The organism is Allobosea sp. 2KB_26, assembly GCF_052115715.1.
Classification (GTDB): Bacteria; Pseudomonadota; Alphaproteobacteria; order Rhizobiales; family Beijerinckiaceae; genus Allobosea.
In genome coordinates, this window is the sequence record NZ_JBFRHE010000001.1 from 700,488 (window position 1) to 713,571 (window position 13,084).

11 protein-coding genes are annotated in these 13,084 nt (G+C 65.5%); 7 read left to right on the forward strand and 4 right to left on the reverse strand.

What is annotated here, in order from left to right:
- Nucleotides 1–289: 289 nt before the first annotated feature.
- Both AB4099_RS03445 and AB4099_RS03450 read right to left on the reverse strand, forming a co-directional pair.
- Nucleotides 290–2,980, reverse strand: a complete 2,691-nt coding sequence (locus AB4099_RS03445) for a bifunctional acetate--CoA ligase family protein/GNAT family N-acetyltransferase (protein ID WP_441477032.1) — start codon at nt 2,978–2,980, stop codon at nt 290–292.
- 89 nt (nt 2,981–3,069) lie between these two features.
- Nucleotides 3,070–3,912: a universal stress protein gene (locus AB4099_RS03450; RefSeq protein ID WP_113510944.1), complete on the reverse strand. Its 843-nt coding sequence runs from the start codon at nt 3,910–3,912 to the stop codon at nt 3,070–3,072.
- A 138-nt stretch (nt 3,913–4,050) separates the two neighbouring features.
- Here AB4099_RS03450 and AB4099_RS03455 point away from each other — a divergent pair, with 138 nt between their 5' ends.
- From AB4099_RS03455 to AB4099_RS03485, 7 genes are all read left to right on the forward strand, one after another.
- The gene (locus tag AB4099_RS03455) at nt 4,051–4,452 is read left to right on the forward strand and encodes a hypothetical protein (protein WP_441477033.1); all 402 of its coding nucleotides are present in this window, start codon (nt 4,051–4,053) and stop codon (nt 4,450–4,452) included.
- Between the two features lie 124 nt (nt 4,453–4,576).
- Nucleotides 4,577–5,419: a universal stress protein gene (locus AB4099_RS03460; protein ID WP_113510946.1), complete on the forward strand. Its 843-nt coding sequence runs from the start codon at nt 4,577–4,579 to the stop codon at nt 5,417–5,419.
- 78 nt (nt 5,420–5,497) lie between these two features.
- Nucleotides 5,498–7,390: a heavy metal translocating P-type ATPase gene (locus AB4099_RS03465; protein WP_441477034.1), complete on the forward strand. Its 1,893-nt coding sequence runs from the start codon at nt 5,498–5,500 to the stop codon at nt 7,388–7,390.
- 222 nt (nt 7,391–7,612) lie between these two features.
- Nucleotides 7,613–7,873 (forward strand): DUF3302 domain-containing protein, encoded by a 261-nt coding sequence (locus AB4099_RS03470; protein ID WP_441477035.1) that lies wholly within the window; start codon nt 7,613–7,615, stop codon nt 7,871–7,873.
- On the forward strand, nt 7,870–8,811 hold the full coding sequence (locus AB4099_RS03475; RefSeq protein WP_441477036.1) for an HlyD family secretion protein: 942 nt from the start codon (nt 7,870–7,872) through the stop codon (nt 8,809–8,811). The genes AB4099_RS03470 and AB4099_RS03475 overlap by 4 nt, the downstream gene beginning before the upstream one ends.
- Nucleotides 8,812–9,073: 262 nt before the next feature.
- Entirely contained in the window at nt 9,074–9,364 is a 291-nt protein-coding gene (locus AB4099_RS03480) for a hypothetical protein (RefSeq protein ID WP_113517776.1), read from the forward strand.
- A 79-nt stretch (nt 9,365–9,443) separates the two neighbouring features.
- Nucleotides 9,444–10,718, forward strand: a complete 1,275-nt coding sequence (locus AB4099_RS03485; protein ID WP_441477037.1) for an alpha/beta hydrolase — start codon at nt 9,444–9,446, stop codon at nt 10,716–10,718.
- Nucleotides 10,719–10,810: 92 nt separating this feature from the next.
- Here AB4099_RS03485 and AB4099_RS03490 read toward each other — a convergent pair whose 3' ends face one another.
- Both AB4099_RS03490 and AB4099_RS03495 read right to left on the reverse strand, forming a co-directional pair.
- The gene (locus AB4099_RS03490) at nt 10,811–12,199 is read right to left on the reverse strand and encodes an ATP-binding protein (protein WP_441477038.1); all 1,389 of its coding nucleotides are present in this window, start codon (nt 12,197–12,199) and stop codon (nt 10,811–10,813) included.
- 50 nt (nt 12,200–12,249) lie between these two features.
- Nucleotides 12,250–12,993, reverse strand: a complete 744-nt coding sequence (locus AB4099_RS03495; protein ID WP_441477039.1) for a response regulator — start codon at nt 12,991–12,993, stop codon at nt 12,250–12,252.
- Nucleotides 12,994–13,084: the final 91 nt, after the last annotated feature.

Below are 13,084 nucleotides of genomic sequence, written 5' to 3' on the forward strand. Positions count from 1 at the left end.
TAAATGGCGACAGAAGCGTACAATGTCAAGATTGTACGCATACGCAGACAAAAAGCGATAGCCTGCGCCCTGCAAGTGCCCCATCCTCACGGCGGGGCAAATCGCGCCGGCAACAGGCTTCAGCCGCGCGGTGGAGCAAGTCTAGGGGCCTTGAAGTCGCGGGCTCGCCGTCAGATGAGATCTGACGCTACAGCGTTTCAGGGCGACGAGATGGGTGATCAAGGACCGCCGCGCGATCAGCTGCGCCGCGATGCCGCACCTGGCGCAGTGACCGACGCGGAATGCCGGGTCACGATTTCGGCTCCGGTCCATCGAGCTTCAACTCGACATGAACCGTATCGCCATCGGCATGTGTGACGCGGAAGCCCAGATCGCTCGCCATCTGCAGCATCGCGGCATTATGCGCCAGCACTTCGCCGAAGAGCCGCTGGTAGCCCTGCTCCCGCGCATGCGTGATGATTTCCGTCATGAGGCGATAGCCGAGGCCCCGCCCCTTCATGTCGGAGCGGACGAGGATCGCATATTCTGCCGTCTTGCGCTCCGGGTCGCCCGAGATCCTGACAACGCCGAAGATCGGCCCCATCCCATAGGGCGCACCCGGCTCGCCGGCGACCAATGCCATTTCCCGGTCATAATCGATCTGCGACAGCCGGGCTGCCGTTGCATGCGGAAAGATCTTCACCGGTCCCAGGAACCGCATCCGCAAGTCGTCCGGTGTACACAGCGCGACCATCTCGGCGAGAGCACTCTCGTCCTCGGGCCGGATCGGTCGCAAGTGCAGCTCCGTGCCGTCGCCAAGCGCGATCTCACGCTCGAGCTGATGCGGATAGGGGCTGATCGCCAGTCCGAGGCGGCGCTCCTTCTTGCCAGCGATGACGATCCGGGCATCGAGCGCGATGCAGCCTTCGTAATTGGCAAGAAGCGGATTGATGTCGAGCTCGATGATCTCGGGCAGCTGCACCACCAGCTCCGACAGGCGCACGAGGATATCGACCACCGGTTCGAGCGGCACAGCCGGGACGTCACGAAATCCCGCCAGCAACCGCGCAACCCGTGTGCGGGAGATCATGTCGCGCGCCAGGACCGAATTCAGTGGCGGCAGCCCAATGGCCCGGTCCCCGATCACCTCCGTCGCGGTGCCGCCGCGTCCGAACAGGATCACCGGCCCGAAGGTTTCATCCTGAGCGATACCGAGGATCAGCTCATGCGCCTTCGGTCGGGAGATCGTGGGCTGGATCGCAAAGCCATCGATCCGCGCCGTCGGGCGAAGCCGGCCCACGCGCTCCAGCATCTCGCGCGCTGCCGCCTCGACCTCGGCCTTGCTCTTCAGACCCAGGACGACGCCACCGACATCGGATTTGTGGATGATGTCATGCGAGAGAATCTTCAGCGCCACCGGACCCGCGATCGCCTCGAAACAGGCTCCGGCCTCCTCCGGCGTCGCCGCAAATCTCGTCTCGACGGTGGGAATGCCGAACAGCCCGAGCAGTTGCTTGGATTCCGGTTCCGTCAGCGAGATGCGCTTCTCGCGTAACGCCGCCTTGATGAGCTTGCGCGCCGCCTCGACCTGCCGGGTTGCAATGGCGACGCCAGCCGTCGGTGTTTCCAGCAGAAGCTCCTGGTTTCGCCGGAAGGCGGCGAGATGACTGAAGGCGCGAACCGCTTCTTCAGGTGTCGCGAAATTCGGAAGCCCGCCTTCCCGCAGATACGCCCTGGCGGCCTGTGCGAGCGTGCCGCCGAGCCAGCTCGTCATGACGGGAACATGCTTCTGTCGGGCGACGACCCGGGACACGGCACGTGCCGCCTCCGCGCCATCGGCGATGGCGGAGGGGCAGTTGATGACCAGGACGGCATCGCTCTCGCGCTCTTCGAGCAGCGCTTCCAGCGCAACCGCATAACGGTCTCCCGTAGCGTCCCCCAGGACATCGACGGGGTTCCCACGCGACCAGCCCTCAGGCAGCACGCTGTCGAGCTTGGCGATCACCTCCGGGCTGAGGGTCGCGACGCGGTTCCCCCGTTCCCCGACGGCATCGACGGCGAGGATGCCGGCGCCGCCGCCATTGGTCAGAATGGTCAGCCGGTCGCCGGAGACGCGCACTCCCTTTGCCAGGATCTCCGCCGCAGCGAAGAGTTCGTCGAGTTCGGCGACCCGCAACAGGCCAGCGCGCCGAAAGGCAGCGTCATAGACCGCGTCCGCACCTGCAAGTGCCCCAGTATGCGACAGCGCCGCCCGCGCCCCGGCGGCACTGCGCCCGGCCTTGACCACGATGACAGGCTTCATGCGCGCCAGCGCCCGTGCTGCGGACATGAACTTGCGGGCGTGAGAGATGTTCTCGACATAGAGCAGCACCGAGCGCGCGGTCGGATCCGTGCCGAGGTAATCAAGCATGTCGCCCGCGTCGACATCGCTGGTGTCGCCGAGCGCAATCGCATGCGAAAGGCCGATGCCGCGCCGGTCCGCCCAGTCGAGCAAGGCCGACATGATGCCACCGGACTGGCTGACGATGGCGATGTTGCCTGGCCGCGGCGTCAGATGCGCGAAGCTCGCATTGATCGCGCGCGGAGAGGAAATCAGGCCGAGACAGTTCGGCCCGACGATGCGCATCAGATGCGTCTTGGCCGCATCGAGCATCTGTTGCCGCAGCCCGTCCGTAGCCGTGGTGTCGCCAAAGCCGTTGCTGATCACGATCGCGGCTCGGCAGCCGCGTTGCCCGAGTTCGGATATCAGCGCGGGAACCGCCGCTGCCGGCGTCGCCAGGACGGCAAGGTCGGGCGTGACAGGGAGTTCGGCTACCGAGCGATAGCTCAACGCCGCGCGGATGGCCGTTTCATGCGGGTTGACCGCCATGATCGGCCCCTTGAAGCCCGCACCATAGAGGTTGGCGGCAAGCATCGCCCCGACCGAACCGGCCTGGTTGCTGGCCCCGACCAGGGCGATCGCGCGAGGATTGAAGAGCGCGTCGAAGTTCCGAATGCTCATGAGCGGAAACCAGGCTGAACGCGCCCGGTCTCAAGCCGGGAGTGGCTCAACCGTGCGTTTGCAGAGTTGAGCCATTTTCCCCGCCACGATCAATGGCACATGAAGAGCGGAACCTTGCTGTTCTTGAGCAGGGACTGCGTCACGCCGCCGAGCAGCCATTCGCGCAGGCGGGAATGGCGATAGCCACCCAACACGATGAAACCGGCGCCGAACTCGACCGCTTCGTCCTGGAGCGCTGTCGCGACATCGCGCCCCTTGCCGAGTGCCACCGTCTTGACCGTGACGTCGACGCCATGGCGGGCGAGATGAGGTGCCAGCTCGACACCGGGAACCGCGTTGGAAAGGTCCTTCTCGCCGGTGACCGAGACGATCTCGACAGCCTTGGCGGCTCGCAGGAACGGCAAGGCATCGGCCACGGCACGCGCCGCGCTGGCCCCGCCGTCCCAGGCGATGACGATGGTCTCTCCCGAGAAGCCGGGATGGCCGGGCGGAACGACCAGGACCGGCCTGCCGCTCTCGAACAGAGCCGTCTCGATCAGACCGCGGTCGACGGCGAGCGTCGTCGGCTCCGCATCCAGGATTGACAGGTCGTTGACGCGGGCGTGGTCGAGAAAGCGCTGCAGCAGGCTGCTGTAGATCAGTTGAGGGCTCTCGACCGTGCTGACCACGCCGGCAAGATTGGCCGCGAATCGAGCGTCGGAGGCCAGCTTCTGGGCGAGGCCGGCAATGCGCCGATTCTCCGACGCGACGATCGCGCCGCTGAAATCATCGATCATCGAATAGGGCACGGAGAACCGGCTTGCCGCCGCCTGCACCGTCAGATGCGCATTCGTCTGCCGCGCCAACGAAAGCCCGTAGCCGACAGCAAGGTTCTCCTCGGTCTGCCCCTCCTCCGTCACCGCGACCAATATGCTCTTGATGCCTTCGATCATGTCATCCTCCAGTACGCGAAAGAACCTCCATCGGCCCGGCAGAAACGTCCTTGCGCCAGATCAAACCGGACGCGCCCGAAATATGCGCGATTGATCGTGGCATGGATATCCAAGCGGCAGAAAGGACGGACGACCATCATGCTTTATGTCATCACCCTTCATCTCGCCCGGACGAGCGGCTATCCCGAAGGAAGCCCGCGGCATGGCTACGAGATTACCGCGCCGCTCGACCTTGACGGATATATCGATGCGGCTGGCTGGCAGGAGCAGCGCGATCTCTGCCGCGTCAGGCGCTTCTCGGTGGGGGAGCCGGATCGTCACGGCTGGCTCCTGCGCCGGGCCGGAGGCGCCGGCGGCGCGACCTGGTTCATCGACTATGACGATTCCGGCAGCGATGATGACGAGGCCGGCTACCGGCTCGACCGACACCGCTTCGTCGTCGGCGGCTATGTCTCTATCCGCGACGGTGACGACCACCTGCAGCCCTTCCAGATCATTGCCGTGAAACCGAGGGCCCCGGTCAAACCAGTCATCGCCTGAAGGCATCTACGGCATCTGCGCGGTGCCGGTGTGCAGGGGGGCGCCTTGCTCCATATCAATGCGTCCCTGCACACTGGGCTCGATCATAGACGCCACGGATGCGTCGAGATTTGGGGGACATGCGATGACAGCAACGGTGAAGGCGCAGGCGGGCTATGCCAGCATCATGGTGCCGCTCAACCTCGGCAGCGGTGCCGCCGATCGGGTCAAGCTGGCAGCCTCATTGGCCGATCGCTTTGGAAGCCGGCTGATCGGCATCGCCGCAGAAGACTTCATTCTCCCCTATGTCGGCGACGGTCTGGCGAGCGTCGACGCGCTCCTGATCGAGGAGAGCAAGCGCGCAGTCTCAGCAGACCTTGCGCGGGCCGAAGCGATATTCCGCAAGGCCGCCGGCGACATGAAGCACCTTGTCTGGCGCAGCGCCATCGAAACGCCGCGGAACTTCGTTCTCGACCAGGCCCGCGCAGCCGATCTCGTGGTGCTGGCCCGCCAAGCCCATCACGACCCCGTCCAGGGTGGGATGAGCCTCTCTCCGGGCGATCTCGTCATGTCGCTCGGCCGGCCGCTCCTCGTCGTACCGCCCGACGTCAGCTATCTATCCGGCAAGCATATCCTGGTCGCCTGGAAGGATACGCGGGAAGCGCGGCGCGCCGTGCGGGACGCCCTGCCGCTGCTGGCGCGGGCAGAATCCGTGACCGTCCTGTCGATTGGGCCGGACGCCGAAGATCAGGGCGCCGAAGACGTGCGCGACTACCTCGTTTTGCACGGTGTGGCGGCAAAGGCGGTGCTGCAGACCGACAGTGCCAAGCACGCAGTCAACGAGTTGATCGACTTTGCCACCGAGCACGGTTCCGATCTCATCGTTTCCGGCGCCTATGGTCACAATCGCATGCGGGAGTGGATGTTTGGCGGCATGACACGCGATCTACTGCAAGCTTCACCCGTCTGCTGCTTGATGTCACATTGAGACCGCGCGGGCTTCGCAGGCACCCGTCGCCCGCATGACATGACGAAGCCGGACCGGCTCGCACAGGAGATTCAGGCGGTGCCCCAGTCTCAAGCGGAGGCCCTGGCACAGCCCGCCCACGACAGCTGGGCGGGACGGATCTCCCGGCTCTGTCGCCAGTATCTCGACCTGCTGCTCGTCGGCATCGCCCTGGCCGGGCTCGTTGCCGGCGGCTGGCTCTGGTGGATCGGCATGGCATCCTTCGCCAGTCGCGCCTGGACTGTTGCGACCATCCCGGTGCTGCTGGCGCTCATCATCGAGATCGTCGGATCGCTGCGCCGCGGCGATGTCGGTCTCGATATCGTCGCGGCCCTGTCGATGTCGGCGGCGCTTGCCTTCGGCGAAAGCCTGGCCGGCAACGTCGTCGCGCTGATGTATGCTGGCGGCCAGCTGCTCGAGAATTTCGCCCAGGGCCGTGCGCGCCGGGAAATGTCGGCTCTCCTTGGCCGGGTCGCCTTCAACGCCATGCGTTATCGCGGCGAGACGCTCGAGGAGGTGTCGATCGCAGCGATCCGCCAGGGTGATCGTCTGCTGATGCGCACCGGAGAGGTGCTGCCGGTCGATGGCCATGTCGCGAGTGGCGTCGCCGTGCTCGACCTTTCGGCTCTGACCGGAGAGTCCCTGCCGAAAAGCCTGAGCCGCGGCGCCGAGGTGCTCAGCGGAGCAACGCTCCTCGGCGCCCCCTTCGATCTGATCGCAAGCCGGCCGGCATCCGAGAGCACCTATGCCGGGATCGTCAAGCTGGTGGAGCAGGCACAGGCGAGCAAGGCGCCGATGGCACGGCTGGCGGACCGTTACGCCATCGGCTTTCTCGCGTTGACGCTCGTCATCGCGGGCACGGCCTGGCTACTGAGCAGTGACCCGATCCGCGCCCTGGCGGTCCTCGTCGTGGCAACGCCCTGTCCCTTGATCCTCGCCGTGCCCGTCGCGATCATTTCGGGCATCTCGAAGGCCGCGCGGGGTGGGGCGCTGGTCAAGGACGGCAGCGTGCTCGAGGCCCTGGCGCGAGTGCGGACAGCCATCCTCGACAAAACCGGTACGCTCACCCAGGGGCGGCCGACGATCACCGAGATCCGCACCTGCAACGGCTTTGCCGCGACCGAGGTGCTGGCCCTGGCCGCAAGCCTCGATCAGGCATCGGCACATGTGGTGGCGATTTCACTGATCCGGGCCGCGTCTGATGCGGGACTGACGCTACTACCCCCTTCGGATATCTCCGAGACGCCAGGAAAGGGCATCGAGGGACAGGTCGGCACCAGGCGCATCGCACTGGGCGGCGGTTCCTATGTGCGCAGCCGCAGCCGGGGCGGTGATCCGGACGCGCTGGTTGCAGACGCCCCACAGGAAGCTTTGACCGTGGCGGTGGCAGCGGACGGGCTGCTCGCCGGCGTCATTCTGCTTCGCGACCAATTGCGCGACGATGCGCGCTCGACGCTTCAATCTCTCCGCACGGCCGGAATCGAGCGGATCGTGCTCGCGTCCGGAGATCTTGAGCAGATTGCCCGGACCGTGGGCGAAGATCTCGGCGTCGATCAGGTTCTGGGAGACCTGACGCCAGAGGGCAAGGTCGCCGTCGTGCGCCGAGAGGCCGAGAGCAGGGCCGTGATGATGGTGGGTGACGGTGTCAATGACGCACCCGCACTTGCCGCCGCCGATGTCGGGGTCGCAATGGGCGCGCGTGGCGCCGCCGCCTCGTCCCAAGCAGCCGGCATCGTAGTTCTGGTCGACGAACTGCAGCCGCTGGCGAAGGCACTCGTGATTGCCCGACGCACGCGCGGCATCGCGTTGCAGAGCGTCTACGTCGGCCTCGGGCTGTCCCTCGTCGGAATGCTTGTCGCTGCCCTCGGCTATCTTGCGCCGGTGCAGGGAGCCCTGTTCCAGGAAGCGATCGACATCGTGGTCATCCTGAACGCGCTCCGGGCCCTGCGCTGACGCGCAACGCGCGCCCGTTAAGTGGTCGTGCTTTAGTCTGGGACCTCGTGACAGCCGCCCGCCCCACCCCGAACCCACCCGGCAGCCAAGGCTTTGGCCGGCTCCGCTTCAGGACCGGCAAACCAACTTTCGAGCGCGACTTTCCGCCGGTTGTCAGTATCCTGCACCCTCGATGTCAGGGCCTGCCGGCCGCCGGTGCAGCTCGAGAGTGGACGGAGGCCCATGAGCCCGCTTGATATATTCGCCTGGATCGTTCTGGTCGTGCTCGTGTGCAGCACGGTCTTCGTCATCGTCTTCATGGCCATGCTTCCGGGCATGATCGCCAAGCGACGCAATCATCCCTGGGCCCAGGCCGTGGCTGTCGGCGGCTGGGTGACGCTGTTTCTGGGCTTCGTGCTGTGGCCTGCCGTCCTGATCTGGGCCTATGTCGACGTGCCCGCGCGTGTTGACGTGCCCGCGCGCCCGCAGGAGCTCGCCCGATGATCGTCGTCCTGCTCAATGTGTATCTCGCCCTCCTGTTTGTGCTCGTGAAATTGCGGATCGTACCGTTCAACCTGTTCTGGAAGGTCTCGCCGATCGTTGTCCTGCTTCTGCTGTTGATCGGCCTCTTCATCCCGATGAACTGGGGCGCGCCGCAAGGCCCGGCGCTGGCCATCCGGCAATCCGTCGCCATCGTCCCTGATGTCGCCGGCGAGGTGGTCGACGTCCCTGTCGAGCCGAATACGCCGTTGAAGGCGGGCGCTGTGCTGTTCAAGATCGACCCCGTGCCCTACGAGGCCCAGGTCAAGGCGCTGGAAGCGCAGTTCCAATTGCAGCAGCAGCGCCTGGCTCAAATGACCCAGCTGCAGAGCACGGGGTCCGGCCGCAGCTTCGATGTCGAGCAACGCCAGGCCGAGGTCGACCAGCTCAAGGCGCAACTCGAGGGCGCCAGGTGGAACCTCGAGAAGACGGTGGTTCGAGCTCCGGCCGCCGGTTACGTCACCAATGTCGCGCTGCGGAAGGGCGCACGCGTCGCCAACCTGCCGCTCGCGCCGGTCATGGCCTTCGTGGACACCGCGGAGACGGTCATCGGCGTCGAGATCCAGCAGATCGATGCCCGCTACATTGCGGCCGGCCAGCCGGTCGAACTGACGTTCAAGTTCGCCCCAGGGCAGGTCTTCACCGGCAAGGTCGAGAGCGTGTTGCAGGCGATCTCGACAGGTCAGGTGCAGACATCCGGGGCGGCGGTGACGCCGAAATCCATCCAGGCAGCCCCCTTTGTTGTGCGCGTGAAACTCGACGACCAGGCCTTTGCCGACAAGCTTCCGGCGGGTGCTGCCGGCGATGCCGCCATCTTCACCGATCGCGTCACGGCCGCACATGTCATTCGCAAGGTGCTGCTGCGGCAGATCGCGATCACCAACTACATCAATCCCCTCTGATGCGGACAATCCAGCCGGTGGAGTTCGGCGCGCCGCACCCGCCAGATCCTCTCGCGCCGGAGCGTTCCGGGCTCACGGCCAACAACGTGTCCCGATCGGAACGCCCGGATCGGCAACCGGCGCCGCGCTCGCCGTCCACATGATCTCGCGGCGGCGCGTTGACGCCGGCTGCTGCCGCCGGCTTTGATGCAGCGACACTATGCGACCGGCATCGCCCGCTCACGCGGCGGCGGGTTGTTCATCCACACGAAGGGTTATCCAGATGCCTAGCGGCGGTTCCATCACCACAATCAGCGCCGCGAGGGCCCCCCTTCGCCGGGCCTCCGCGGCCCTCGTCCTGATCGCCGCTCTCGCCGGCTGTACACAGCGCGAGCCCGTCGCGGCCAATGATGGGCCCGGAATCCCGATCCGTACGCCGCAGGAGCGCAGCTATCTCGATCCCGGCCCTGCACCGAGCGAAGGCGGCGGGCCGGCCTATGTCCGCGAGAACCGCCGCTCGCCCAATTTCGGCGATCGTTTCGGGGGCGATGTCCTGTCCCGCGCGCCGTACTGACCCCAAGCCCTTGCTGAATGACGCGCAGAGCGACCATGATCGCTCTGCTGCCTGGCCCTGCGACCTGGATGGCTTCTGCATGAGACGGCATGGGATGAAATTCGCTGCTGGGGCACTGGCGTTGTTGCTCGCCGGCTGCGCCGGCGACGTGCAGGGCGTGTTGGCACCGGTTACGCATGGCGCACCCGACGCCAGCAAAGTCACCATGCTCGTGGCCACGACGCGCTCGCCCGATCCGGATAACGGCATCCTGTTTTCCGGCGAGCGCGGCGTGAAATCATCCTTCGCCGAGATCACCGTCTCGATCCCGCCCGCGCGCGTCCGGAAGGTTGGCGAAGTCCAATGGCCAAGCCGCCTTCCTGGCGACCCGGAGCGCGAATTCGTGACGCTGAAGGTGGACCGTCTCGATCAGCCGGCCGCCTTCGCGCGCTTGCACTCAGCAGCACTGAAGGCCCCGAAGCGGCGTGTTCTCGTCTTCGTCCACGGCTTCAACAACCGGTTTGAGGACGCGGTCTATCGCTTCGCCCAGATCGTCCACGATTCCGATGCCAATGTCGTGCCGCTGCTCTTCACCTGGCCCTCACGCGGCTCGCTCTTCGCTTATGGCTACGACCGCGAAAGCACGAATTATTCGCGCCATGCGCTCGAGGCCACGCTCCAGGCGCTGGCGCGCGATCCCGCGGTCGGCGAGGTCTCGATCCTGGCCCATTCCATGGGCAACTGGCTCACACTCGAATCGTTGCGCCAGATGGCGATCCGGAACGGCCAGATCGCACCCAAGATCGCCAATATCATGCTCGCCTCGCCTGACGTCGATGTCGATGTCTTCCGGACCCAGATCGCCGAGATCGGCAAGAGCCGCGCGAAATTCACCCTCTTCGTCTCGCAGGACGACCGGGCACTGGCGGTTTCCCGCCGAGTCTGGGGCAGCACGGCACGGCTGGGCGCGATCAACCCGGAAGCCGAACCCTATCGCGACGAGCTGGCTGCCGAAGGCATCACCGTGCTCGACCTGACCAAGCTCAGATCGGACGACCGGCTGAACCACGGCAAATTCGCGGAGAGCCCCGAGGTCGTGCGGCTGATCGGCACCCGCCTCGTCGCCGGCCAATCCATCACCGATTCGCGCGTCGGCCTCGGCGACCGGCTGATGGCAGTCACCGCCGGTGCCGCTGCAACGGTTGGGACTGCGGCTGGTCTTGCGATTGCAGCACCGATCGCCATCGTCGACCCCCATACTCGCCGCAATTTCAATGGCCGCATCGAGCAACTCGGAGACTCGATCAGCGACGCGGCGAGCACGACCGGCGAAGTACTGACCACGCCGCTGGTGAACGCGGGCCAGAAACAATAGCCGGATCGCGCGCACCAATCTCCAAGCCGCCGAACGCCAATTTCATGCGGTCGCCCAGGCAAGCTGCGACGGCAAGTGCCGCGGAGCACATGTCAGATCACAGACGGCAACATCGTCGGTTTTGGCAGGTTCACGGTCACCCGCAGACCCGCCGGCTGGGCCGACGCCAGGGTAACGTCCCCGCCATGCGCCCGGATGACGTCCCGGGCAATCGTGAGCCCGAGGCCGGTGCCACCGGTCGCACGGCTGCGCGATCCATCGAGGCGTTGAAACGGAGCGAAAGCGCGCTCGATCTGGTCCGGCGCAATCCCTGGCCCGACATCCTGGAGAACAATGACAAGCGCCTGAGCTTCGTCGCGCAGTGTCACGCTGACCCGCTCTCCGTAACGCTGCCCATTGTCGATGAGATTTGACAGAGCACGGCGCATTGCCACGGGCTGGCAGGACAGCTGCGCATGGTCGGGGCCGACATAGGTGACATGCCCCCCCATATCCGTGGAGTTGTCGCAAAGGCTGATCAAGAGCGAGGCGATATCGACCACGTTGTGCGGCTCGCGCCGCGCATCGTCGCTGCCGAACGCGAGCGACGACTGAATCATGGTTTCCATCTCGGAGATATTGGACAGGACCTCCTGCCGCTGGTCCTTGTCGCGCACATACTCCGCCATGAGCCGCAGCCGCGTGAGCGGAGTGCGCAGGTCATGCGAGATCGCGGCAAGCATAGTGGTTCTCTCATCCACGAAATGGGTGAGGCGCGCCTGCATGTCGTTGAAGGCATGGGCGATCGCGGCATATTCCGGCAGGTCCATGTCACCGATCGGGGTCAGCGCCCGCTCCCGGCCGAGCCGTTCGGCCGCTCCGGCAAGCTGCGTCAGCGGCTTGACCAGACTGCGCGCCATCCAGACGGAGAGCATGCCGACAAACAACGCCCCGCCGATCAGGTCCGCCGCGTTCCGCACGTAGCGCGCGCTGGCCAGATCGCCGGCGCGCTGCGTCACGATCAGCCAGGACTGATCCGAGAGGCGGACGCCGATCTCGATCTCCGATGCCACGAGCGGGTAGTGCTCGACCGAATCCGCGGCGACGTTGGCCATCAGCGCCGGCAGGCCGGACAAAAGGACGACACCGGTCCTGACCTGACTGAGCAGGTTGCCATAGGGCGTGATATTGACGACGACAGCGTCCGCATCGACGCTCAGTTTCTTGGTGATCTGGGCCTGGAGCGTCGCACTCGATGCAGGCGAAGGGCCGCTCAGCGCTGCGGGTCTACGTTCACGGATCGCGAAATCGAGCCACTCCTTCGATTTGAGCGAGGACAGCGCCGCATCACGCCGGCTGGCATCAGCCGCCGCCACGGTTCGTTGAGCCTCGACCGTCGTATCGACAAGCCATTGCGTGTCGAACAACGCGAAATCCGAGGGTGGCACCAGCGCACGGAGCGCCTCGCCGAGCAGTTGTGTCCCGATGAACGTCAGGACCACTACAATAGCAATACGAGGGGCGAAGCCCACCCGCGACCACAGCCTTACCCTCATGGCGTTGCTTCGGGCGCATCGGCAGCCACATCCGCAGTCATGACATATCCCTCACTCCGCACGGTCTTGATGAGCAGTGGTTCCTGCGGATTGATCTCGATCTTGCGGCGCAGCCGGCTGATTTGGACATCGATGCTGCGATCGAAGATCTGGCTTGCCCGGCCGTGGGCCAGGTCGAGCAACTGATCGCGGCTGAGAACACGCTGCGGATGCTCCACGAAGGCCAGCAGCAGATCGAACTCGCCGCTCGTCAGATCGGTCAGGACATTGTCAGGAGACAGGAAGACCCGGCGCTTCGCGTCCAGCGTCCATCCCGCGAACCGGAAGGTCGACCGCACATGATCTCGCGCAGCGGTGGGTGAGACGCCCGTGCGTCGCAGAACCGCCCGCACCCGCGCCAGAAGCTCCCGCGGGTTGAAGGGTTTCGTCACATAATCATCGGCACCGAGTTCGAGCCCGACGACGCGGTCCGTGTCGGATGTCATCGCTGTCAGCAGGATGATCGGGATGTTGCTCGTGGCACGGACGCGCCGGCAAAGGCTGAGCCCATCCTCTCCCGGCATCATGATATCGAGGACGACGAGGTCGAAGCGCCCTGCTTCCAGGGCTTCGAGCATCTGCGTCCCGGCCTGGGCCTGAGTCACACGCACCCCATGCTCGCTCAGGAACCGCGCGAGGATCCTGAGAATCGTGGCGTCGTCATCGACGATCAGGAGATGAGGGCTGTTCGAGCGGGCCACGCGATAAAGCTCCGGCAGAGGAGTACCCTTGGCCCTCCGCATGCCCTTGGGGCAAGCCTCATTCTGTAACAGTCTGTTGCAAACCGAAATC